We start from the raw sequence: 24039 nt of genomic DNA, 5'->3' as shown, positions 1-24039 counted from the left end.
TCCCATAGCGGAACACAGGCGTAGACCTTGGGAGTCCTATAAAGGGCGTTCCTTAAACAATCTAACGTGGTGCCCTGAATTCGCCAATTTAGAACCGGTACGGTGATGATGCGATCGCACAGTGGTTTGAATCAGCAGTTAACCTAAGGTAATAAATGGCACTGGGCTATCTATTTCTTAGTATTTTTTCCAGAGACGGAAAACTCAGACAGTCAATTAATATTAATCTCAGGGTAATCGACGATTCGTTTGCTCAGCCACGATAGCTGTCCCTGATCAGCCATGGTGATGGGCATAGCGCTTAGGAAGGAGCCAAAATCAAACGTACGATAACCTTGGGACATTCCTGGTAAAGAAGCCATCAGTTATCCAGGCCCCCTGTTAGGGGGAAAACTCCGGTCCTCCCCCTTGGTAAGGGGGAGTTAGAGGGGGTGATGCAATCGTCATCGCCATTTTCGATCACTTGTGTGTACACCGTAGCTTCCGTAAGGGGGGCCTTCAACCGATATAGTCTGTTCGAGAAAACCCCTTACAGAATAGTGGGGAGGGACCTGAAACCATGGTTTTACCCACATCATCTAAGTCAGAATTCTTTGGTCAGTTCGTTAGTGAGCTACAGGAAAAAAATCTGTATTGTTTTATGAGAGTGGAGAGTAGAGATTGGGGTTCTGGGGACAGGATATGATGAGGTGGCTTATTCCTTAGTTTCTCTTTCTAGTCAATGTCTGCTTCAGATGGTCAGTCAGGTTGGTCCCTGCTCAAGGGTATTCGTGGGTCGTTTTTAGATTTTATTGACGATCCCTTTTATCAGCCCGAGACAGACAGCCTTCGCTATATAGCCGATGGGCTACTGGTACTGGATAATGGCAAGATCAAGGATTTTGGCCATTATGCTGACATAAAAGCTAAATATGGAGATATTTCAATCATTGAATATGCCAATCGACTGATTATGCCGGGTTTTATCGATACCCACATCCACTATCCCCAAACTGGCATGATTGCCGCCTACGGAGAGCAACTCTTAGAATGGCTCAATCAATATACCTTTCCGACAGAAAGCAAATTTAAGGATAAGGCCTACGCCCGAGAGGTGGCTGAGATTTTCTTGAATGAGCTGTTGCGCAACGGTACCACAACAGCCCTGGTCTTTGCCTGTGTTTTTCCACAATCTGTTGATGCCTTTTTTGAAGCCGCAGAGCGTCGTAATCTTTGTATGATTGCCGGTAAGGTGATGATGGATCGCAATGCGCCTGAAGTGCTTTGTGACACAGCAGAATCATCCTATCAAGAGACTAAAGCGCTGATCCAAAAGTGGCATAAACGAGGTCGGTTACATTATGCAGTCACCCCTCGATTTGCCGTCACCTCGACCGATGAACAACTGCGCTTAGCTGGGAAGCTCTTAGCAGAATTTCCAGATGTTTATCTCCACACCCATTTGTCTGAGAATGTGGATGAAGTGGCCTGGGTAAAACAGCTTTTCCCTGATTATGAGGGGTATCTGGATACCTATGATCAGGCCGGTTTAGTTAAGGAGCGTTCGGTTTTTGCCCATGGGGTGCAGCTAACCGATAAAGAATTTAAACGTCTGGCAGAGGCTAAATCCGCCGTTTCTTTTTGCCCCACATCTAACCTGTTTCTTGGCAGTGGTTTGTTCAAAATCGAACAGGCCAAGTCAAAAGAGTATCCTGTCAAAGTAGGGCTGGGAACAGATGTAGGGGCAGGCACAAACTTTTCAATGTTGCAAACGGCGAATGAAGCCTACAAAGTCGCCCAGTTGCGTCGTCAAAAGCTGTCTCCTTTTAAAGCATTGTTCTTAGCGACCTTAGGTGGTGCCAGGGCGCTCTGCCTGGATGACGTCCTGGGTAATTTTGACATTGGTAAAGCTGCAGATTTTATTGTGCTGAATCCACGGGCCACACCGCTAATGGCCTTTCGTAATGCGTCTGAGGCCCCCAGTAATCTTCAAGAACTGGCCGATCGCACGTTTTCACTGATCATGATGGGGGACGATCGGGTGATCGAGGCAACTTACATCTTAGGAGAACGGGTTTCAATCTGATTTGCCGTTACTGATTTAGGCCACCCATGGATTAGCGAGTGTTTACAGCCAGTTGCTTACCCAACTATAGGGAGCCCAGAAAGGGTGATTTGTGTGCTTTTGATTAAGCCAGTCATAAGGTACGTAATTTTCCACTTTTGGAAAGTATCTGACCATCAGGTCCTTTACAGTACCAGTAGTTATTCTTATTCGAGTTATGTCAGATAGTGATCCAGTCCCTCACGCTGTCGATGTTTCAGATCAACAGGCTGTGTTAGAACATCGATTGTCAGAGCTAGAACAGGAAAAAAATGACCTACAGCTGATGCTGGATATGGCCCTTGAACACTCGGATACACTTTTAGATACCCTACGAGAAGAAAATCAAAAGCTGGTGCTACAACTGGAGCATGCTACAGGCTTAACTGATTTTGAAGAAGCGCAGAAAAATCAGTCAATAGAACAGTTTCAGCTTGTTGCAGAAGCGTTGCCAGTGGGGTTAATGATCGCTCGCCTTGTGGATGGGCATATTGTTTATGGTAATCCGACCATCTGTCAGTTTCTAGGAGTTTCTGTCGAACAGTTAGGGCAACAGAAAATAACAGATTTCTGTTCTGACCCAGGGGACTCTCAGCAGCTAATCATGGCCATGGTTAAGCAGCACACATTCAGTGGTCAATTCCGCTGGGCACAGCCTGATGGTAGCTCTCTTGATGCAACGGTTTCGCTTCAACCGTTTATCTTCAAAGATGAACAAACTATCCTTACTGTTATTCAGCCTGTAACAACATTAAGCTAGCAGCAGTCCAGGTCGCCACAGATTGGCTCGACACACAAAGGCACTGTAGTGACAAATTAACTGGCGTTGCAGTTCTTGAGGTTGACATTGGGCAATGTCGTACTTTGCGATCGCAACCGCAATTGATCGCGCATGTTGCTTGGGAATACCAATGTGGATCAGTTGTTGCCAATAGCTAGAACCCACTTCCTTAATCTTGAGAAACTGCTTGCACTCTGCTGACGTTTGAGGCACTGGCATGGTTGAATCTCCCTAGAAACACACTTGGTTTAAATCTCTTGCTTTGCGGAACAATGATGGGTTGAGTGCAAGTTCGTCAGCCGTAGGCTGTATTGCTCAACCTAAGTGTGGCTTAATTCAATGGAAAAATCTTTCCTTGGGTGGCAATTCGGAAATCTGTTTTTTCCAAATTTGGCAATTTATAGTCCATCGTCAAACAGCGACGATGTGCCCCCGTAGCAATTAATGAATCAAGCCTATTTTGCGAGCTTCAATCTCAATTTGTACCTTTAGATCTTTGTCAGGCTCATCACCAATTAGCAAAGCATCCTGAATACGCACCCAATAGTTGCGAATGGTGCGATCGCTAGTGCCCATGCGTTTAGCCACAGCCTTATCCGTCAGCCCTTCCTGAAACCTGAGCTGCAGCAGTTCCAACCATTTAGGATGAAACTCCGGTCGTGACTTTACCTTTTGGGGTAAATACACCGACCCCCGCATCGCAAAATCAATATAGTTAAGCATCTCCTGTAGCGGCAAAGACTTATCCATGGCAGCAAAGCCCCCCTCATAGCCTTTAATCATGCTCTTCAACCGCACCAGAGGATTAATATCCGTACTAAGCACCGCAATGTTCGGAGCTAGGGTGCTGGTCAATAATTTCTCCACGAGTTTAAGACCCACCTCTGGGGTAGCCACCTCACCGGATGCATGGGGAATGCTCAGATCAACCACCATCAGCCCAGGTTGTACCTGTTGCATCTTCTGAATCGCCGCCCCATAGTCTTGGGCCGTAAAAATATCTGCCCAGGGATAGGCCTTTTGTAAAGCAGGCACCGTACCCTGCAACACAGCTTCATGGTCATCAACGACCAAAAAACATTGCTTTCTTGACATGTCTTCGCCTAAATCCATAGTGTTGCCCGATGGTATTTGGCATCACCATACTGGAGTAGAAAGGTGGGTGCAGCAAAACTGACAGCAAATTTTACCTATCTAGCAAGCCACAACCTCCATTTCCTACCCCATAAGCAAGACGATGCCCTGTGATGGAGTTACGTTCTAAAGCAAGAAAACTCAAAGATCAGAATTTCCAAGATTAGCAACCTAAAAACCAAGAACCAAGAACTAAAAACCAAAAACCAAAAACCAAGAACTAAAAACCAAAAACCAAGAACCAAGAACTAAAAACCAAAAACCAAAAACTAAGACGGCCAAACCAACTCACACCACATCCCCTGGGGCACATTACATCGGCGCTGGAATTTCCCAGACAGAGATTTAGCCAGTCGTTGGGCTTGATGCGTGCCCTGCTGGTCAGATGTGGAGAGCCCTTTTTCCTCAGTAAGGCCCTGGCCATTGTCCACAATTCTCAGATAGTGGCTATCTTGATGGCGTTCACACAGCACATCTAATCGGGTTGTACCTAAGGCATGTTTACCCACATTACATAGGGCCTCTTGCAAAAACAGACAGAGGCCTCGTTTCTGGTCCAGGGATAAGGCTGCCGTCGTCAGCGAGCTAAAGTCTGGCGTGATCTGAAACAGAATGGTCTTAAACCCAGGAAAGTCTCTTTCTAAGGTATGTTCAAAGGTTTGCAATAGTAACCCCGGTAAATCTTCACTCAGGTCTAAGGTCAAGCCACCTTCTAGACAAAGAACTTCATGATGATTATCCACAGCCCCCCGCATGGATTGATAGATGCCCCGCAGATCGGTATTGACTTTTTGGAGTTGCGATCGCAACTGTTCATCCGAAAACGAACTAATATCCGTCCGTAGCAGAACCGCTAATTCTTGCAATGGACCATTGTGCACTGCCTCGTAGGTCCGTTCGATGGTGAGCGAACGCTGCTCTAAAACCTGCCGGGCCAACGCCATCGCTTCTTCCTGCGCCTGCTGACGCTCAGCAATCTCCCGAGCCAAATTCTGATTCGCCGCTTCCAACTCGGCGGTGCGCTGTTTCACCCGCTCTTCTAATACACCATTCAACTCCCTGACATGGCGTTCAGCCAACTGTAGCTCATGCTCCAATAGGGTGGAATGCTCCACAACCGTATCGAGCATGATCTCTGCATCGTGCTTTTGAGCCTCTAACGCCTGTAGTTTCTGGGTTAAATCCTTAACCAACACCAATAGGTCGTCACGGCTAGCATCCTCAAAAGATGAAGGCATAGGCATCTAAACGGGCCAGCGTCACAGCAAGCTAACACCTACATTACCAATACCGAGAAATATAGCGGTTGTGCACCGCCTAAACACTCGCTTTACTGCCCCTGCCGAGTTTTTCCTCAAAACCTAACCATCTACGCCAGCAACCACCATAGACCGGCATATCCAGTAAAAATTAAGACAAAAAAAATCCCTCAGCATTAACTGTGAGGGATATGTCAAGGTTCATCTACTCATTCACACTTTCTTAAAGACCCATAGCCATCCGGAAAGTTTTGACCATTGTGTAAAGAAATCGCCAATTTTCAATAAATCCAAAAAAATTGAAGTGTATTGATGCTACTGACCGGCACCATCCAATGAACCCTCAGGCGTCTGACCAGACCGGACAAATTCTGCCTGTTCGAGAATCAGCGAAGCAAAGTCCCCTTGCCCGTTCGCCCCATAGAGCTGAGCTGCTTTTTCATAGTTATCCACAATGTCTGCCCGAACGTCTGTCGGCAAACTGCCAGGCCCCGCAAACGATTCACCTTGCAATAACGCCTGTTGACGTAGCAAAGCATCAGCTCGACCCAAATAGGCATTTGGATCCTCAGGCATTAGAACGATGGCTGCCGAATAGGCCTCAGCCGCCTCACCATAGTCCTCAGACTGCATTAACTCTAATGCCCGATCATAAACCAGCTGATAGTCAGAAGCAGATTTGACCGAGAGGCGATAATTCCCCCCAAACTGTCCATAGAACGAGCCTGCTAGCAATGTATACTCACCATCCTCAGGCAACTCTGCCACAATCGTTGCCTGGGGAGTCCCGTTATAGTCGTCATTCTGTTCCAGAATTTCCCCAGCTGGATTTAATAGCGTGACAAACGTATCAAACTCCTCGCTCACCATCTCGATAATGATGGCTTGACCGGCTTCAGCCGTAAACGTATAAGTATCTTGCTGCGGTTGAAACTCAACCTGCTGCTCGTCAAGCAGGGTTTGAGCCGCAACCGGGGTAGCTACAGCCGTACACACCACTAAGGCTGTCCCCGCGTAGATTGCCCGTTGAGCCAGTTTCAATAATCTACCGAGTCGTCCACTAGACTCGCGATGTATCTGACGACCCATTAAACTGAGTATGAAAAAGCTAGGCATAGAACTCCTTAGCGCTGCCCACAGCAGCAATTATGATTAGTAATGCATCACGATAGCGGAAATTTTCCATCTAAACCCATGGTGCCCTGGCAAAAAATCTTAGGTATTAGCATCAGCTGTCTCGGACTCTGGTCTCACCTCAGCACTAATGGATTAGCACAATCCATTAGTCCAGCTATCATGCCCGCTGACGAGCAGCCTGTAGCAAATCCTGCTACCACTTCGGGAGTCAATATAGACCAAATTGTGCTGCCCCCCGCTGACGATGTGCCAGAAGAAATATTGAGGACTGAAATTATCTTTGAAGCCCGCTCTCCATTAGATGGCGCTCCCCTATCACCCGCTGACTACGCCCAACTCCATTCAGAGCTCGCCACACGCCAAACCGTCCTCACCCTCAATTCTGACATTCGCTTCATCATTCTGCTATTGCAGGCCCGCCGTGCCTTTAAACCAGTGATTCCGTTTTTGCCATAGGGATACTTTTCTCAGAAAACAGATCTTTCGTAACAAGCATTTGTTGTTACGTTCTGTTAACCTAACTTCATAGTCTTTGCTCACACAAAGGCATTAAGAACCACCCTCTCTTTAAAAGCACGTTTTTATATACGGTTATTAGGTTTAGATTTCTATGGCACTTACAACGGCCCCAGAGCAAATTGACCGGATTGTTGGCAATTATCACCATAATCCTTTTGACGTTCTCGGTCCCCATCGCATTCAGATAGATGGCAAAGATGTATGGACGGTTCGTGCCTATTTACCCAAAGCTGAGTCTGCCTGGGTCATCATGCCTGATAGCCGTCAGGCAGTGTCGATGACTAACGAGCATCACGGTGATTTCTTTGAATGCATCCTGGACGTTGATGATTTAGCGAGCTATCAGCTTCGCTATGAAGCGGACGGCCACGAGCATGTGATTTACGATCCCTATGCCTTCCGGTCTCCCTTAGTTACTGAATACGATGCTCATCTATTTGGTGAAGGTAATCACCACCGGATTTACGAGAAACTAGGGGCACACCCCACCACCATTGATGATGTTACAGGCATTTATTTTGCCGTGTGGGCACCCAACGCTCGTAATGTATCGATTTTAGGAGACTTTAACGACTGGGACGGTCGCCAACACCAGATGAATATTGGCCATGGCGGCATTTGGGGCTTATTTATTCCAGAACTGACCGTCGGTGCCCACTATAAGTACGAAATTAAAAACCACGAGGGACACATTTACGAAAAGTCCGACCCCTATGGGTTTCAGCAGGAAGTTCGTCCCAAAACAGCGTCCATTGTAGCTGATCTCAACAGTTATGGATGGCAGGATGACGCCTGGATGGAACAACGCCGTCATCAGGAACCCTTATCTCAACCCATTTCGGTGTATGAATTGCATCTGGGTTCTTGGATGCATGAATCTTCTAACAATCCTGCTCTACAGCCAGACGGGACTGAATCACCGGTTGTAACCGTTGCAGACCTTAAACCCGGAGCCCGTTTTCTCACCTATCGAGAACTCGCCGATCGCTTAATTCCCTACATCAAAGAATTGGGATTCACCCACATTGAGCTATTACCCATAGCTGAGCATCCATTTGATGGATCCTGGGGCTATCAGGTCACAGGTTATTATGCCGCCACCTCTCGCTATGGCTCTCCCGAAGATTTGATGTACTTCATCGACCAGTGTCACCAAAACGGTATTGGGGTGCTGGTGGATTGGGTGCCAGGTCACTTCCCCAAGGATGGCCACGGTTTGGCATTCTTTGATGGCACTCATCTTTATGAGCATGCTGACCCCCGTAAAGGCGAACACAAGGAATGGGGCACTCTGGTCTTCAACTATGGCCGCAATGAGGTGCGCAATTTCTTGGTGGCCAATGCCCTATTTTGGTTTGACAAATACCACATTGATGGCATTCGCGTAGACGCCGTAGCGTCCATGCTCTATTTGGACTACAACCGTAAATCAGGTGAGTGGGTTGCCAATGAATACGGCGGTCGTGAAAACATTGAAGCTGCCGATTGTTTACGCCAGACAAACCATCTACTGTTTAGCTATTATCCCGGTATTCTCTCCATTGCAGAAGAGTCTACCTCCTGGCCGATGGTGTCTTGGCCCACTTATGTAGGCGGTCTTGGCTTTAACCTCAAATGGAATATGGGCTGGATGCATGACATGCTGGACTACTTCAGCATGGACCCCTGGTTCCGTCAGTTCCACCAAAACAACGTCACCTTCAGTATCTGGTACGCCTTTAGTGAGAACTTTATGCTAGCCCTGTCCCACGACGAAGTGGTGCATGGCAAGAGCAACATGATTGGCAAAATGCCCGGTGATGAGTGGCAAAAGCACGCTAACATGCGCTGTCTCTACACCTATATGTTTATGCATCCAGGTAAGAAGACCTTGTTCATGGGCATGGAGTTTGGCCAATGGAGCGAATGGAATGTCTGGGGTGATCTGGAATGGCACCTGCTACAGTATCAACCTCACAAAGAACTAAAGGCATTTTTTGAGCAGCTCAACACCACCTATCGGAGTGAGCCCGCCCTCTACACTCAAGACTTTGACCAACAAGGGTTTGAATGGATTGACTGTAGTGATAACAGACACAGTGTTGTGGCCTTTATCCGTCGGGCTAAGGATAGCGATGAATTTATCGTTGTTGTCTGTAACTTTACGCCTCAGCCCCATAGCCACTACCGAGTTGGTGTACCTGCCAAAGGTTACTATCGCGAAGTGTTTAATAGCGATGCCCGCGAATTTGGTGGTAGCAACATGGGCAATCTAGGCGGCAAGTGGTCCGAAGATTGGGCTTATCACAATCGGGCCTATTCGTTAGATTTGACCTTGCCTCCGTTGGCAACGGTTGTGTTTAAGCTGGATCCCGCAAGAACGTCTTCCGCAGCCTTGTCTGGATTTGTATAAAAAATAAGTCGGGTCCTTCTATAGAAGGACCCGACTTATTTGCGCCAGATCATTTTCTATGGCAGCCCCATGGTTTCCCAATCTTTGGCTCTTGACCCAAACATCTCCGCAGCCTTTTGCTCAGCGGTCTTGAGGGACGGGTGCCACTCTTTCAGGGTGTAATCACCGTCTAATTCTGTCGCCATCAGACAATAGCCATGGCCATCGAATTCGATGGTTAATCGAACAGTTGAACCAGGTGGCAACTCGGCTGGTCGGTTCGGCACATTTTGAGGAATTTGCCACGAACGAATTTGCTTAACCACCATAGAAGGCATGAATGATGAATAATTCGCCTTTAGAGACAAATTATTGCCACAACTTTTCCTTATACGTGATTTAGCGATGGATTCCGTATCGACTTAGTTGGCACTCCATGACAAGAAAGAGACAGGGAAAATCCGAGAAAGTACTTAGTTGTCGCTTCGAATGTAGGCCTGGCCCTGCTCGTCGGCTGTCAAGTCAGATAAAGTAATGTCGTTTCTTAGTACACGTCCGGTGGGGCCAACGATCTGTCGCGGTAGGGTTTGGGTGTCCACCAGGTCCATACGATTCATGTTGTAGGTGGTATAAACGGTTTCGCCAGTATCAAAGAAAAAGTCTAATACCGTCATTGTTTGCATGGCGGCATCGGTGCGATAGAGCCAGGTGCGGGGACCGCTGCCGAGGGCACCGCAGTGGAGCAGGTTTAGATTACCAACGTGACCGGGATAGTAAGCGTGGTGGTGACCACTCATGTAGGTATGGACGTTGTGACGTTCTAATATGGCCTGAAGTTGGTCGGCGTTATTGAGAAACTCACCGTAGCGATCGCGACCTTGAGAAATGGCATACAGCGGCAGATGCCCTAGAGCAATGCGAAACTTGGCAGACTGGGCCGCTTCGCTACTTAGCTGTTGGTCCGCCCAGGCAACTTGGTCAGTAGGTACATTCGCCGATGATGCATCCCAGACAATATAAAAAATATCGTTCTGCTTAAAGCTGTAATAGTAAGGAAAATCACCCATATCCACATACTGTAGGTCCAAATCATTTTGGTGGGCCTGCCAGTAGCGGGTAGTTACTTCGCGATCAACGGCATAAATATAGCCGCCCCCCTCGTAGGTCTGGCTAGACCCATCGTGATTGCCAATGGTCAGCGCATAGGGAATATCAGCCTCGCGAATAGGCTTAAGAATGAGGTTATCAAACCCTTCCCACATGGCCTCCACTTCGGAGGTACTTAAGAAAGTGGCTTGACCTGCCACCATATCGCCCATGCACAGCACAATATCCGGTTCCCATTGGGGTAGGATGGAAACGCCTTTTATCACTTCACGGCGATAGTCTACAGACCCATAGCGGGAATTCAGATCACTGATCACCACTGCTCGCACATCACCGCGTTTAGGTGCAGAGAGTTCTTCAGGGCCGATGGGTTGACCAAAGTTGGGATGACGTTTGGGGGCAGCAGGGGCAGCGGGGGAGGAACTGGTGGACACCTCTGGAGTGCTGCTAGTGGTGACTGATTGAGCAATGGGGCGACTGGAGCAGGCTCCAATGGCTAGGCTACTGAGCACGAGAAAGCGACGCCGGTTGAACATGGGGAAAGCGGAGGATACGTGTCTGGTTAGGAGCAACCACATCCAAGTTGAAGCCTGTAGGTTCTTCTACTGAAAAACTCTAGTTCTGGACGTGGACAAGGTTTATCTATGGGAAAGGTAGCGCAGGGGATGAAAGACGTAAAGTATTTTGGATGCTGGGGCATTAGAATCCTTTCTCCCCAAAGGGTACTACCCTAGTAGGGTGTCAACATGTTGGCACCCTACTGTGAACCCACAAATTTCACCAGGAAGTAAAGCCATGACATCGATCAAAATTCAACCCATGCGTTGGACGGTTGACGATTTAGAGGGTCTTCCTGAAAATGGCAATCGCTACGAAATCATTGATGGAGCCTTACATATGCCCCGTGCGCCCCATGTGGACCATCAGGATGTGGCTGGGGTCATCTATGCCGAAACTGCGAAGCTGGTCTAAACAAAGTGATCTGGGTCGAGCGGCCTTTGCACCAGGAGTGATTTTTTCACCGACGGATGCGGTGATTCCGGATGTGATTTGGGCTAGTAATGAAAGATCCAATCAATTACTAGATGAGGCTGGACACTCTACGGGGGCACCTGAAATTGCTATTGAGGTGTTATCTCAGTCTCTAAAAGATAAAGAGCGAGATAAGAAAACTAAGCTGAAGCTGTATTCCAATCAGGGTGTGTTGGAATATTGGATTTTTGATCGGGAACTCAATGTGATTGAAATCTATCGCCGCAAAGCAGGTCAACTGTTTAAGGCAATGGCACTCTATGCTACAGATACATTAACTAGCCCGGTTTTGCCTGGTTTTAGCTGTAGTATTGCCACTCTCTTTGAGTAGAAATATTGTGGGCGTTACGATACGTTAAATGCCCCTGAGGATTACTGATTGAATTTATCGTTGTTTTTCTATGAATTCTTCGAGCTTTAGCGATCTTCTCACCATAAGTATGGAAGAACTACAACTCAAAAATGAAGCAGCTTATAAGATATGGGGTTTGGGCACATTTGATCGGTGGGATATTGATCAAGAAGTGGGCGATCTTGTCTTTTCTAACTCCGATGGTGTAAAAGTTGCTGCACCGGCACAGATTATTGGTTCATTCAGCATCAACGATAGTTCTTGGTTATGGGCTTGGGATAACCCATCGATTGTCGATGACCTTAAAATTCATTCCCTAAAACTCAAAGCCTATGGTGAAAAATATGGGATTGAAAAATTGACTACACGAAAATGGATCGGTACCGAAGACGAAGCTTGGGCTATGACTGCTCTGGCAGTAAACCTCTGCGATACTCAAGGTACTTATCGTGGACCGGCTGGTTCAGCCTATGTGTTTATGACATTCGGAAAGGTGGAAATCAGCGCTCTTGTTCACGAATGACAATAATCTTTTTGTTTCAGCAAGGTAGCTACAAAAGCGTGTTACTACAAGACCATGCTTTTTAGGATGCCTAGCAGCTCGTTTACCTGCGTAGCAAAGTATTGTTTCGTGTCGATAAAAATGGTTCTTTGCCCATTCATCGACTGGAATTTCAGAAACTATCATAGGTCTCCGGTGGTCACATAGCCAAAGATTGTTGCTAAGTTGTTTTCTTCTTGACGGTTAAACCTGACGGTTTAGCAGCTCACGCGCAGCGGACAAAATAGGAGCCACAATAAATTCTGACTTAGCTTTCTCAGTACCAATAGCATCGGCCAACGGTAGACGGATTTCCAAAAAGTCCGATAGCCATTGAGGTGGATTTTGGCCCTGAACATCGGTAAACAGTGCCTGATCTTCAATCAAGTTAACGGCAAACTGCTTTTTAACGTCACTGATTGTAAAGTCACCGTAATCCATTTTTGCGGGCATCCAGGACTCCTACACTAGGATAGTAGTTGAGCTTGCCGATCGTTCTCATCCAACCCCCTAAGGAGTAAGTCCAGTGCCTTCGCCATTTCCTGGAATGGATCCATACTTAGAGCATCCGGAAATTTGGCCAGGTGTTCACCTCCTTCTGATCGCAGCTTTAGCAGAGTCGTTGACTCCCCAGCTGCGGCCTAAATACTCGGTTGCAGTAGAAGTGCGAATGTACGAAACAACTGGAGACCAGTCATTATTGGTGGGCATTCCCGATGTCACCGTCCAAAAGGCGCAACAGCAGACCAATCAGTCTATAAATGTTGCGGTGGCGTCTCCTCCATCGCAACCGATGCTGGTTGAAGTGCCAATGCCAGTGACAGTTAGGCAAGGCTATTTAGAAGTACGCGAAGTGGCCACTAAGGAAGTCGTTGCTGCCATTGAGGTGCTGTCCCCCATTAACAAGCGCCCAGGACAGGGACGACGGACTTACGAAACCAAACGGGAGCGGGTACTCACTAGCTCCACCCACCTGGTCGAAATTGATCTACTGCGAGCCCATGAGCCCATGCCGATTTTGGGTCAAGGTTGGCACAGTGACTATCGTATTCTGGTCAGTCGGAACGATCTAAGACCCCAGGCAGAGCTTTACAGATTTAATCTAAAGGATAAAATACCCACCTTCAGACTGCCGTTACGTTCGGGCGATCAGGCACCCACTGTAGATTTGCAGTGCTTGTTAAACCAGATTTATGAGCGTTCTGGCTACGATTTGAAACTGGATTACCAGAAAGAGCCTGTCCCAGAATTCGATGAAGACACTGATTGGATAAATGATCTTCTGACTGACAAGGGATTACGGGGCTCTTAAACGTGAGCACAACCGTGAATTTAATTTTTACAAGCCCTAAGTTCTATGGCTTGAGGGAATAGACACTGACCCGCTACTATACAGGCGCATATTTGCTGGCTGCCCTAATGATTGATTCAGTGCTGCGTACCCTTACCTTTGGTCAGCTTTCGCTACAGCAGTGGCGAGAGGTGAGCCTTATCCATTGGCTGCTAACGCCATTACGTAAATGGCGTCAGGGTAGCGGGCTACTGCCCCATGGCGACCTGATAGCAGCTGCTATCGTAGCGGTGCTGCTGGTACTGTCTCCTTATACCTCTACCACCCTCATTGGTATTTTGCTGGTGGCCTGTGCAGCGCTGTGGTTTCTCCTCACAGTCAGCGATGAGGCCAACGGTTGGCTCACGCCTATTCATTTGGGGGTCACCCTTTACTGGGCCACCATGGTATTAGCTACGGCACTGTCGCCGGTCAAAGCTGCCGCCGTTTCTGGGTTGATTAAGCTCACCTTGAATCTGTTGCTGTTTATGCTGCTGGCACGGATACTGCGGCAGCCAAAGTTGCGTACGGGGGTGGTCTCTGTCTATGTGCTGGCGACTTTACCCGTAGCGGTCTATGGTATGCGCCAATATTTCTTTGGAGCTGAGGCCCTGGCCACCTGGGTGGATCCGACCACTAATTTATCTGGGGCAACTCGAGTTTATAGCTATCTAAAAAATCCTAATTTGTTGGCAGCCTATCTGATGCCTGCAGTTGCCATGAGCGTTAGCGCCTTTTTTGTATGGCCCCGCTGGCTACCTAAGGTGTTGGCAGCCATTGCTTTTTTTCTAAATCTTGCCTGTTTGGTGTTGAGCTACAGCCGTGGCGGTTGGATAGGGCTGTTGGGTCTATTTTTTGTGCTGGCAGTGCTGCTGGTGTACTGGTGGAGTGAACTGTTTCCATCTTTTTGGAAGAAATGGGCACTACCGATGTTGTTGGGGTTAATGGCCAGTTTGGTTGTATTTGCCGTGCTGTTTGTTGGCCCGGTGCGTGAACGGGCTATGACCATGTTTGCCGGTCGGGGAGACAGCAGCAACAACTTCCGCATTAATGTGTGGGAAGGGGTGATGGATATGATCCGGGCGCGGCCTGTCATTGGCATTGGCCCTGGTAATGAAGCTTTTAACAGAGTTTATCCGTTCTACCAGCGTCCTAACTACACTGCTTTGAGTGCCTATTCAATTTTTCTAGAAACCCTGGTTGAGGCCGGCATTATTGGCTTTACGGCTCTGTTGTGGATGTTAGGAACAACCTTATATCAAGGGTTATACCAGCTACGGCGTCTGCGGATGGATATGAATGGGCAGGGCTATTGGCTGATTGGTGCGATCGCAACCTGTTCTGGTATGTTGGTCCACGGTTTAGTCGATACCGTCTGGTATCGTCCCCAGGTCAGCACCCTCTGGTGGCTGTGCATGGCCATTATTGCCAGTTTCTATGTGCCTCGCCAGCAACGCTACGAAGAATAGGGCTACGTTATGACGTCCCCAGAGCCCATGGGCCTGAGGACGATGAAACATCCTGGATAGGATTACCGGAGGAGACTAGTTCTGTTCGTCAGAGCTAGTCTCACAATGTCTTCTTTGTGATGGGGGTGATTATTAACAATGGCAACAGAATCCCTGGTCTATGGGGAGTTCCCCTAGGAATATTGGCAGGCACCCTGCGGGGCAGTGCCCCATTATTATAGTTGGTGCGATCGCACTACTCTGGAGAATCTATCAGCCCCGGGTGATCGTCTGGACGAGGACCGGGCGCAGGCCAGAAAAAGCGACGTTCTTCTTCAGTAATGGGCTTATCATTAATGCTCGCCTCTCGGCGACGCATTAACCCATCCTCGTCAAATTCCCAATTCTCATTACCATAGGCGCGATACCACTGACCGGCATCATCGTGCCATTCATACTGAAAGCGCACCGCAATCCGATTCTCACCAAAGGCCCACATCTCCTTAGTCAAACGATAATCCAGTTCCTTATCCCATTTTCGGGTCAAAAACTCTCGAATCGCATCTCGTCCCTGAAAAACCTCAGCCCGATTGCGCCAGTGGCTATTTTCTGAGTAAGCCATGGAAACCCGCTGTGGATCTCTACTGTTCCAGGCATCTTCTGCCATACGAACTTTTTTAACAGCAATCTCATAGGTAAATGGGGGGACCAGTTTCGAAGCTGACATGGGCAAGAATCCTGAGTAATCAGTCAAAGAGTGAATTCGGAGTTCATTCTCCCTATATATACCCCTCAGCGTGCCAGGTAGATGGGACGAACTTTTGGAAAACTAGGATTTTCTTGAGGCTCTCAGTGCTCTCTATTTTTATCAATCAATAACATTGACCTTTCACCTCCCAGGAGTTTCTTGTATCTTAAGTAGAGTGATCATTCTACTTGGATAAAATCATGGCCGAAGCAACTACCGTAACCGCTGAGGTAAAGGCACCGCTTACCCCCATTCCTCAAGACGGTCTAACAGATTTAGCCGCTAAGAATAAGGCCAACCCTGCCGATAAAACCCTAAAAGTTAAAACTGTCTGCACAGGCAAGTTTCGCAGCCTTAACTACGCCCGTGATCTGGACGCATTTGCCATTGATGAACCTCCTGTTCTTTTGGGAGATAATACCGCACCCAACCCATCTGAGATTGTGTTGGGAGCCCTGGGTTCCTGCTTGGTGGTGGGCATTCAGGCCAATGCCGCTGCAAAAGGCGTTACCTTAACTAAGCTAGAAGTTGCCCTAGAAGGCGATATCAACATTGTTAGCACCTGGGGGACTGGAGAATTGGCCAAGCCTCAGGCTGGGTTTACTGATGTCCGCGTTAAGGTAGACATCGACGGTGACGCGGACCGGGCAGTGCTAGAGGAAATGGTGGCCCATGCGAATACATGGTCGCCGGTGTCTGCGACATTAAGCAACCCTATGCCGGTATCGGTTTCAACGGTTTAATTGGAACTGTTGGATTAAATTTATCTAAAGTCGGAGTTTCTACCGTGAGAAACTCCGGAAACTTCTCTTTAACCTTTTCGTCTCTGGCTTAGGGCATTTCTTGCGTATATTCGTTTGGGTAATGTCGATTCTGGCAACCAATACAATATTTTGGCATCGTTAGGTCTCCATTAGGTTTTCAAGCTTCAAAAATCTAACCCAGCGATCATCACATACCGCTTTATCAGCCCAACTCAATACATCGGCCTTTTATAGAGCATCGCCATGCAAACCATTTCAAAATCATCGAATCATAAGGCATCTTCGGCAACCTTAGATTCAGATCCGGCCATTGCTAACCTACGCACTGTAATTAATCAAGTGCTGACACCTAAGGTGCAAGACATTGATCTCAAAGGAGAGTATCCGGATCAGATTATGCACCAGCTAGGGACTACCCATGCCTTTGCCCATGCAGTGTCCACCGACTACCAGGGGTCGGGTAAAGGATTGAAAACAGCGATTCAAAGCATTGAAGAAATTTCTAAAGACTGTCTTTCAACCGGATTTATTACCTGGTGTCAGGTGGCCTGCACCTGGTACTTAGAAAACACTCAGAACACGACGCTGAAGGCAGAGATGCTGCCTAAAGTCGCGACTGGTCAGGTGCTAGCCGGTACTGGGTTATCAAACCCCATGAAGCATTTTGCCGATATTGAGAAAATTGCCCTGACGGCAACGCGTGTGGACGGTGGCTACATCGTCAACGGCCTGCTGCCCTGGGTGTCTAATTTGGGGCCTGGCCACTATTTTGGGATTGCCGCCAAACTGGCTGATTCGGAAGACTACATGATGGCGCTTGTTTCCGATGCGCTAGAGGGGATGTCGCTGCGGCTTAATGCTCACTTTATTGCCCTGGAAGGGACAGGCACCTATAGCTGTGTATTCCGCGATGCCTTTGTTCCAGATGAGTGGGTTTTGGCATCTCCCTGTGAGGAGTATGTCGCCTGCATTCGCCCTGGATTTATCTTGACCCAGATGGGTATGGGGTTAGGATTAGCCGATAGCTGTATTGAGCTGATGCGTCGGTCTAATAAGCGTCTGGGTCATGTAAATTGCTATTTGGATGATCAAGTTGAAGACCTGGCTGATGCTTTGCACATGGCTCGGTTGCATACCTACAGCCTGGCTGACCAGCTGAATGAATGTACAGGGTTGGCTGATCCACAACTGGATCGCGAGATTATTCAAGCCCGGGTAACCGGTGCAGAACTCTCGTTACGGTCTGCTCAAGCGGCCATGCTGCATGCGGGGGCCAGAGCCTATGTGCATGGTAGCCCGGCAGAGCGTAAGTTGCGGGAAGCTTATTTTGTGGCGATTGTGACTCCCGCTCTCAAGCATCTGAAGAAGATGTTGGCTGATATGAAGCAGCAACCCGCTTTGTCGGTTGCCTAACAGTCTCAAATTGGGAGGGTGGGAATTGCTTACCCTCCTACAGGCTGCTTGACTGGAGGGAACATTCAGGTTTAGGAAATATAGCCTTTGAATGCATCACTTAGCTGACCTGGCAGGCAGTGGACACTGAGGGTTGTAACGAAAATCAAAGTCTGTAAAACGGTATCCGTTGATACGAAAATAAGATAGATTAACCGTTCTAATAGATATAATCAGGCTTTAGTTCTACCCAAAAATTAATATGAAATCGGTCACGGATCAGTTCCGCCAGTGGAATAGTCTTTCTTGCCAATATGGTGGGACTAGTACCATGCCGACCCGCTGCGTTGTTTGTGGAAGTTATCATTCTACTCAGGACCACTGGCGTTTGATGGCTGAGTCGGAGATGCCCCAAAATCCGGCTGATCTGATCGATGATCTGGCTAAAATGCGGTTTTATAAGCCGGAGGCCATTGAGACTGCTGATGCTATTAGTCAGGCGGAGCTACGAACGGCTCTGTTTGTGAGTAAGGTGGGCAAGGGTAGCCCCAAGCGAGAGCGGCTGGTTCGAGATTTAATTGACCTGGCAGGCGGTCTGGATCAGGCGTTTGGTGCAGCCTTTGGACCTAAGGCTGGAGAGTTTTTTAGTGATGCTCAGCGCATCAGTCAGGTAACTCGGCGTAAGTTTTTACAGAACATTGCTGTGGGGGCAGCTTTGGTCACGTTAGCCAACTGTGCCGATTCAGCGGAGGTTGCTGATGATCCTCAAGGGTCTGTTGCTGGTGCCCCTGCTGGCGCGTTGGAGAAAACGAGTCTGAAGCTAGCGTTTTTGCCGATCACCTGTGCGACTCCGATTATTATGTCGCAGCCGCTGGGCTTCTATGAGAAGCATGGTCTCGATGTGGAGCTGATGAAGTATGCTAGCTGGTCGGTGGTCAGGGATGCTGCGATCGCAGGTGAACTGGACGCCTACCACATGCTGGCTCCCATGCCCATTGCCATGTCCCTTGGCTTGGGGTCCACTCCTTTCTCAATTAAGCTAGCCAGCATTGAGAACAACAACGGCCAGGGTATTGCCGTTGCCAACAAACACCTGGGCAATGTCAACGGTCCTGCCGACTTTAAGGGCATGACCATCGGCATTCCCTATGATTATTCCAACCATAACCTGCTGTTACGTTACTACCTGGCCACTGGCGGGTTGGATCCAGACAACGATGTGAAGCTGTTGATTTTGCCCCCGCCGGATGCGATCGCAAAAATGTCCACCGGTCAAATTGATGCCTTTATCCTGCCCGACAACTTTACCCAGCGGGTCGTGCAGGATGACATTGGTTTTATTCACATCTTAACCAAAGACCTGTGGGAAGGGCATCCCTGCTGCGCCTTTGTTGCTGCTCAGAATTGGATTGATGAACACCCCAACACATTCCGAGCCCTTAACAAGGCCATTATTGACGGGGCTACCTACGCCAACAATCCAGCCAACCGTAAGGAAATTGCAGCGGCTATTGCCCCTCGTGAATATCTGAATCAGCCCTTGCCAGTGCTGGAAGCTGTCATGACCGGTCAGTTTGAAGATGGTCAGGGCAACACCTTTGACATTCCCGATCGGATTTACTTTGACCCCTACCCTTGGAAGAGTTTTGCCAGCTGGATTACTACACAGCTCGTACGCTGGGATTACACGTCGGCGGATAAGATTGCCGATGGTGGTCGAGAGTTCTTCTTGACGGATCTAGCCCGGGAACTCGCCCTAGAACTGGGTGTGGATTCACCCGAGGAAATCTCCCGGATCGAAAAGATGAAGTTTGGCGATTTTGACCCAGATAAGGCCGATGAGTACTTGAAAGAGCAGGTTGATAAGTTTGGCGTTTAATTAACCCGGATGACGGATCTCGGAGTCTCGTCTAGGATAGACTCCGAGATCGGAGTGGGTCTCAACAACTGGCAACGACAATGGCAAAATCACCTTAAACGTTGTCCCTGTGCCCAGCTGGCTTTTGACCTGAATATCTCCCTGTTGGAAATCAACAAACTGTTTGACAATACTTAGGCCTAATCCAGTACCTGGAATGTTACTGACATTCTTGCCTCGGTGAAACGGTTCAAATAGATGGGGATAATCTTCCGGCGGAATTCCTAGACCGTTGTCTTTGACTACAAAAACTGCCTGTTCCTTATGGCGGAATAGAGACAAATAAACAGATCTGCCATCCAGGGTGTAGCGAACAGCATTAGACAAAATATTGGTCAAAATTGAACGCAAAAGCGTTTGATCTAGTTTCGCGATCAAAGGTTTGTGTCTGCCAGTGAATTCCAGCTGCCCCGTTTGTGAGGGCAGTTCTGTCAGCAGATTGCGACAAAAGTCGACGAGATTTAGGGGCTCAGGGTTGAGGCATAAGCGCTTGGCTTCCAATTTACCAAGCACTAAAATATCGTCGATCATCTGAGTCATGCGCTCAATATTCTCTTTAATAGTCACAAGATATTGATTTTTCTGCGACTGCGATAATTGTTCGTCATACCGATTTAAAGAGGACACTGACAGCGCAATATTATTCATTGGATTGCGAAACTCATGGCACACCATGGAGACAAATCTGGACTTGAGGTCACTCAACTCCCGCAATCGCTCATTGGCCGCATAGAGCTCGGCTGTCCGCTTTTTTACTTTGAGTTCTAAATCTTCGTTGGTCTGTTGCAAGACCGTCTCAGCCCACTTGCGTTGGCTAATATCGCGAAAGGTCACCACCGCCCCAATCAGTTCGCCATGATCGTCGCGCATGGGCGTACTAATGTATTCCACCGGGAAACAGGTGCCATCCTTGCGCCAAAAGACTTCATCGGTAACCCTTTGCACATGCCCTTGTTGGAAAACTTCATAGATCGGACAACATTCTCTGGGATAGGGACTGCCATCAGCATGGGAATGATGGAGAACTCGATGCATCGACTGACCGATCAAATCCTCCATCTCCCAATCGATCATGGCAGCGGCGGCTGGATTCACAAAGGTAACATTGCCCTGCAGGTCTAACCCATAGACCCCCTCGCCCACGGCGTTGAGAATTAGCTGATGTTGACGACGTAGAGCTTCAAGTTCGTCATGTTCTGAAAGGCTAGCGGCATCACGTGGTTCCATAAAGCTGTTCAAGACTGTAGTGCACTACACCACGACTGGTTCCTAAAACCCTTAAACCTGTTAGTTAAGCATACAAAATACCCTCAGCAGAGGGTAGGCCCTTGCTGATTTATTGGAGCCATCGGTCTAAAATGATTGGTTAGAACGGGTTAGATTTGTTTTTCCTGGAGGTCAGCAACGGCAAGAGTATTATCTTAATTTCCATCTTAGATGGTAGGGGCCATGGTGAAAACGATTCTGGTCATTGAAGATGAGGCCCAAACAAGAGAAATTTTTCTCCGCTGTTTGAAATTTGAAAAGTTCAAAGGCATTGGCGCAGAAAATGGGTCTACTGGCGTTAGACTAGCGACAAAACATCGTCCTGATCTGGTGGTTTGCGACATTATGATGCCAGACATGAATGGCTATGAGGTATTGACCTCCCTTAGAGGGAACGCGGTGACAGCTGCAATTCCATTGATCTTTTTAACGGCCAAGGTAACAATGGCAGACCTCCGACAGGGTATGACCTTGGGGGCAGATGACTATTTGACAAAACCCTGTACGGTAGAGACTTTTTTGGATGCGATCGCATCCCGCCTAAAGCGTCAAGATGAACTTAAACGCGGGTTACAAGCAACATCTTTTATGGATGCCCAGGGTCAGGATCAGGCTACTGCTGAAACAATCTTTCCTGAATGTCCGCGACTGAACGCTGTTTTCGAATTTATCGAAGCTCATTATCAAAAACCCATTAACTTAACCGATGTAGCTCAGGCTGTGGGCTACTCTCCTGCTTATTTAACGAATCTATCCCAAAGCCATACAGGTCGAACGGTAAAAGCTTGGATTATTGCCCGGCGCATGGCTCAAGCTCGACAATTATTGTCCAATACGGCTGAGTCCATTAAACAAATAGCCAACTCTATCGGCTACACCGATGCTGGCTATTTCACTCGACAATTTCGCAAGCTCCATGGCGTGACGCCACAGGTTTGGCGGAGTGGTCCCAATTCGTAACAATCGCAACAAAACAACGCTATAAACAGCCAACAGACTTAAAAAGTCCTAGTTTTGCAAAAAATAATCCAATGTAATCCCTAGAAGTGATTGGTATAAATTTTACTATCAAATCCCGCATATAAACTTAGTTCGTGTCCAAGTGTGGAGTTCTATTGCAAAGGACATTATCCATTTTCCCTTGGACGCCGTTTAACTTACGTGGATAACCAATAGTCTCAGTCAACGCTAGTTAAGGTGAGTAATCCTATGGTTTTAACCTCCGCACAAACTGATCAAGGGTGGAACAATCTAAATTGCGATCGCGGCAATCTCACCGATTTTCAGACGGCCTGCGTCATCTGTGGTGGAGCTCATCTGACCCATTCCCATTGGGAATTCTTACAAACCATGCCCCAGGACCCAGTGGAGATGGTGGATGACCTGATGAAGATGGGGCTGTATAAGGATCAGCAGCTGCGAGCTGCCGATAATGTCAACGCCTACGAGCTCCGCAAGACTCTGTTGCTCAAAGCAGCGGGCAAAGGTGATCCAAAGCGTGAAAAATTGGTGCTGGCCCTGGCAAGACAAGCGGGCGGGATTGAAAATGCGTTTGCAGCGGCCTTTGGCCCCCAAGCCGGACTGTTCTTTACCGATGCCATTCGCAACAGCCGATTTACCCGTCGAGAGTTTCTTAAGAACTTAGCCATTGGTGCGGCACTAGTGACCCTCAGCAACTGTGGCCCTAATTCCCAGCAAGCGGCAGAAGAAGAAGATGCCGCCGCTCCGGTAGATGTCTCCAACCTGGAGAAAACGGATCTCAAGATTGGTTTTATTCCCATTACCTGTGCTACACCCATTATTATGTCCGAGCCTTTGGGCTTCTACGCCAAGTATGGGTTTAATGCCGAGGTTGTCAAGATGCCCAGTTGGGGGGCCGTACGAGACTCTGCCATTGCTGGAGAATTGGACGCTTATCATATGCTTGCACCGATGCCAATTGCCATGACCCTGGGCCTAGGGTCTGCATCCTTTGGTGTCAAACTCGCTAGCATTGAAAATATCAATGGACAGGCCATTACAGTTGCCGAACGCTATAAGGGACAGATCAACGGTCCAGCGGACTTTAAGGGCTTTACCATCGGCGTCCCGTTCCCCTATTCCATGCATAATCTGTTGCTGCGCTACTATTTAGCAACTGGGGGTATCGACCCCGATGTGGATGTTAAGATTCGCCCCGTGCCGCCACCGGATAGCATTGCCCAGTTGATTGCTGGAGATATTGACGCTTACTTAATGCCCGATCCCTTTAATCAGCGTGCCGTCTTTGAAGGGGCTGGGTTTATCTTTAAGCTGACTAAAGACCTATGGCCAGGTCATCCCTGCTGTGCGTTTGCCGCTAGCGATCAGTGGATTGATGCCAATCCCAATACCTTTAGAGCGCTGAATAAGTCCATCATTGAAGCGGCTGGCTATGCTCGTGATCCGGCGAATCGTCCTGAAATTGCTAAGGCAATCTCCGAGAGAGCATTTCTTAATCAGCCAGTTGAGGTGGTTGAGGCTGTGCTGACTGGTAACTTTGAGGATGGTCAAGGTAACACCCTGAGTGTGCCGGATCGAATTGACTTTGATCCATATCCCTGGCAGAGTTTTGCCAACTGGATTTCTTCGCAACTGGTGCGTTGGGATTTACAAGGGGATGGTAAAGCTAATCAGGTTATTACCAGCGAAACCTATAATCAGATCGGGAAAGATATTTTCTTAACTGACTTAGCTAGAGAGTTAGCTCAGGAGGTGGGGCTTAACCCACCGGAAGATATTTACCGCACTGAGACCCTTGAATTCGATACCTTTGACCCTGCTGATCCAGCAGCTTATGTCAAAGAGCAAATTGATAAAAATGGTGTTTAAGTTCAGC

Annotated in this window: 22 protein-coding genes and 1 pseudogene; 13 read left to right on the top strand and 10 right to left on the bottom strand. The window is 48.1% G+C overall.

The window, feature by feature from the left end; translation table 11 throughout:
* Nucleotides 1-212: 212 nt before the first annotated feature.
* Nucleotides 213-362: a hypothetical protein gene (locus QGP82_RS12715; RefSeq protein WP_499059447.1), complete on the bottom strand. Its 150-nt coding sequence runs from the start codon at nucleotides 360-362 to the stop codon at nucleotides 213-215.
* 359 nt (nucleotides 363-721) lie between these two features.
* Here QGP82_RS12715 and guaD point away from each other — a divergent pair, with 359 nt between their 5' ends.
* Together guaD and QGP82_RS12705 are read left to right on the top strand one after the other, a co-directional pair.
* Nucleotides 722-2065, top strand: a complete 1344-nt coding sequence (gene guaD / locus QGP82_RS12710) for a guanine deaminase (protein WP_499059445.1) — start codon at nucleotides 722-724, stop codon at nucleotides 2063-2065.
* Between the two features lie 196 nt (nucleotides 2066-2261).
* Nucleotides 2262-2843, top strand: coding sequence for a PAS domain-containing protein (locus QGP82_RS12705; protein WP_499059442.1), 582 nt, complete (start codon nucleotides 2262-2264; stop codon nucleotides 2841-2843).
* Here QGP82_RS12705 and QGP82_RS12700 read toward each other — a convergent pair.
* The 4 genes from QGP82_RS12700 to QGP82_RS12685 form a co-directional block, all read right to left on the bottom strand.
* Nucleotides 2835-3083 carry a hypothetical protein gene (locus QGP82_RS12700; protein ID WP_163664398.1) on the bottom strand — a complete coding sequence of 83 codons (249 nt, stop codon included), beginning with the start codon at nucleotides 3081-3083 and terminating at the stop codon, nucleotides 2835-2837. The two genes, QGP82_RS12705 and QGP82_RS12700, sit on opposite strands and share 9 nt — an antisense overlap.
* Nucleotides 3084-3305: 222 nt before the next feature.
* Nucleotides 3306-3959, bottom strand: a complete 654-nt coding sequence (locus tag QGP82_RS12695) for a response regulator transcription factor (protein ID WP_250564933.1) — start codon at nucleotides 3957-3959, stop codon at nucleotides 3306-3308.
* Between the two features lie 308 nt (nucleotides 3960-4267).
* On the bottom strand, nucleotides 4268-5236 hold the full coding sequence (locus QGP82_RS12690; protein WP_499059438.1) for a sensor histidine kinase: 969 nt from the start codon (nucleotides 5234-5236) through the stop codon (nucleotides 4268-4270).
* A gap of 336 nt (nucleotides 5237-5572) precedes the next feature.
* Nucleotides 5573-6373 carry a pre-peptidase C-terminal domain-containing protein gene (locus tag QGP82_RS12685; RefSeq protein WP_163664404.1) on the bottom strand — a complete coding sequence of 267 codons (801 nt, stop codon included), beginning with the start codon at nucleotides 6371-6373 and terminating at the stop codon, nucleotides 5573-5575.
* 78 nt (nucleotides 6374-6451) lie between these two features.
* Here QGP82_RS12685 and QGP82_RS12680 point away from each other — a divergent pair, with 78 nt between their 5' ends.
* Nucleotides 6452-6850, top strand: a complete 399-nt coding sequence (locus QGP82_RS12680; RefSeq protein WP_250565701.1) for a hypothetical protein — start codon at nucleotides 6452-6454, stop codon at nucleotides 6848-6850.
* Nucleotides 6851-7004: 154 nt separating this feature from the next.
* A complete protein-coding gene (gene glgB, locus QGP82_RS12675; RefSeq protein WP_163664406.1) occupies nucleotides 7005-9305 on the top strand; it encodes a 1,4-alpha-glucan branching enzyme in 2301 nt (766 codons plus the stop codon).
* A 56-nt stretch (nucleotides 9306-9361) separates the two neighbouring features.
* Here glgB and QGP82_RS12670 read toward each other — a convergent pair whose 3' ends face one another.
* Both QGP82_RS12670 and QGP82_RS12665 read right to left on the bottom strand, forming a co-directional pair.
* The gene (locus tag QGP82_RS12670; protein WP_163664408.1) at nucleotides 9362-9613 is read right to left on the bottom strand and encodes a hypothetical protein; all 252 of its coding nucleotides are present in this window, start codon (nucleotides 9611-9613) and stop codon (nucleotides 9362-9364) included.
* A gap of 144 nt (nucleotides 9614-9757) precedes the next feature.
* Entirely contained in the window at nucleotides 9758-10927 is a 1170-nt protein-coding gene (locus QGP82_RS12665) for a metallophosphoesterase family protein (protein ID WP_499059435.1), read from the bottom strand.
* A 259-nt stretch (nucleotides 10928-11186) separates the two neighbouring features.
* Here QGP82_RS12665 and QGP82_RS12660 point away from each other — a divergent pair.
* Both QGP82_RS12660 and QGP82_RS12655 read left to right on the top strand, forming a co-directional pair.
* Nucleotides 11187-11754: pseudogene (locus QGP82_RS12660) on the top strand (Uma2 family endonuclease).
* 70 nt (nucleotides 11755-11824) lie between these two features.
* Nucleotides 11825-12298 (top strand): DUF6882 domain-containing protein, encoded by a 474-nt coding sequence (locus QGP82_RS12655; protein WP_499059433.1) that lies wholly within the window; start codon nucleotides 11825-11827, stop codon nucleotides 12296-12298.
* 222 nt (nucleotides 12299-12520) lie between these two features.
* Here the strand turns inward: QGP82_RS12655 and QGP82_RS12650 are convergent, their stop codons facing one another.
* Entirely contained in the window at nucleotides 12521-12769 is a 249-nt protein-coding gene (locus QGP82_RS12650; RefSeq protein ID WP_163664414.1) for a hypothetical protein, read from the bottom strand.
* Between the two features lie 73 nt (nucleotides 12770-12842).
* On the opposite strand from QGP82_RS12650, the gene QGP82_RS12645 reads away from it, so the two are divergent.
* Nucleotides 12843-13628, top strand: coding sequence for a DUF4058 family protein (locus tag QGP82_RS12645; RefSeq protein ID WP_163664416.1), 786 nt, complete (start codon nucleotides 12843-12845; stop codon nucleotides 13626-13628).
* A 107-nt stretch (nucleotides 13629-13735) separates the two neighbouring features.
* Nucleotides 13736-15115 (top strand): IctB family putative bicarbonate transporter, encoded by a 1380-nt coding sequence (locus tag QGP82_RS12640; RefSeq protein WP_499059431.1) that lies wholly within the window; start codon nucleotides 13736-13738, stop codon nucleotides 15113-15115.
* Nucleotides 15116-15350: 235 nt separating this feature from the next.
* Here the strand turns inward: QGP82_RS12640 and QGP82_RS12635 are convergent, their stop codons facing one another.
* Nucleotides 15351-15821, bottom strand: a complete 471-nt coding sequence (locus QGP82_RS12635; protein WP_163664420.1) for a nuclear transport factor 2 family protein — start codon at nucleotides 15819-15821, stop codon at nucleotides 15351-15353.
* 221 nt (nucleotides 15822-16042) lie between these two features.
* Here QGP82_RS12635 and QGP82_RS12630 point away from each other — a divergent pair, with 221 nt between their 5' ends.
* The 3 genes from QGP82_RS12630 (at nucleotide 16043) to QGP82_RS12620 (ending at nucleotide 19877) form a co-directional block, all read left to right on the top strand.
* Nucleotides 16043-16585, top strand: coding sequence for an OsmC family protein (locus QGP82_RS12630; protein WP_499059428.1), 543 nt, complete (start codon nucleotides 16043-16045; stop codon nucleotides 16583-16585).
* 264 nt (nucleotides 16586-16849) lie between these two features.
* The gene (locus tag QGP82_RS12625; RefSeq protein WP_163664424.1) at nucleotides 16850-18019 is read left to right on the top strand and encodes an acyl-CoA dehydrogenase family protein; all 1170 of its coding nucleotides are present in this window, start codon (nucleotides 16850-16852) and stop codon (nucleotides 18017-18019) included.
* A gap of 241 nt (nucleotides 18020-18260) precedes the next feature.
* Nucleotides 18261-19877: a CmpA/NrtA family ABC transporter substrate-binding protein gene (locus QGP82_RS12620; RefSeq protein ID WP_499059426.1), complete on the top strand. Its 1617-nt coding sequence runs from the start codon at nucleotides 18261-18263 to the stop codon at nucleotides 19875-19877.
* On the opposite strand, the gene QGP82_RS12615 is transcribed toward QGP82_RS12620, so the two are convergent.
* Nucleotides 19878-21143 (bottom strand): PAS domain-containing sensor histidine kinase, encoded by a 1266-nt coding sequence (locus QGP82_RS12615; protein ID WP_499059424.1) that lies wholly within the window; start codon nucleotides 21141-21143, stop codon nucleotides 19878-19880.
* Between the two features lie 222 nt (nucleotides 21144-21365).
* On the opposite strand from QGP82_RS12615, the gene QGP82_RS12610 reads away from it, so the two are divergent.
* Together QGP82_RS12610 and QGP82_RS12605 are read left to right on the top strand one after the other, a co-directional pair.
* Nucleotides 21366-22142 carry a response regulator transcription factor gene (locus QGP82_RS12610; RefSeq protein ID WP_499059422.1) on the top strand — a complete coding sequence of 259 codons (777 nt, stop codon included), beginning with the start codon at nucleotides 21366-21368 and terminating at the stop codon, nucleotides 22140-22142.
* Nucleotides 22143-22391: 249 nt separating this feature from the next.
* Entirely contained in the window at nucleotides 22392-24032 is a 1641-nt protein-coding gene (locus QGP82_RS12605) for a CmpA/NrtA family ABC transporter substrate-binding protein (protein WP_163664432.1), read from the top strand.
* Nucleotides 24033-24039: the final 7 nt, after the last annotated feature.

This window comes from Leptothoe sp. LEGE 181152, from assembly GCF_032906605.1.
Classification (GTDB): Bacteria; Cyanobacteriota; Cyanobacteriia; order Phormidesmidales; family Phormidesmidaceae; genus Leptothoe; species Leptothoe turfae.
The sequence above is the reverse complement of the archived record's forward strand: the minus strand, read 5'-3'. Positions and strand labels throughout refer to the sequence as shown.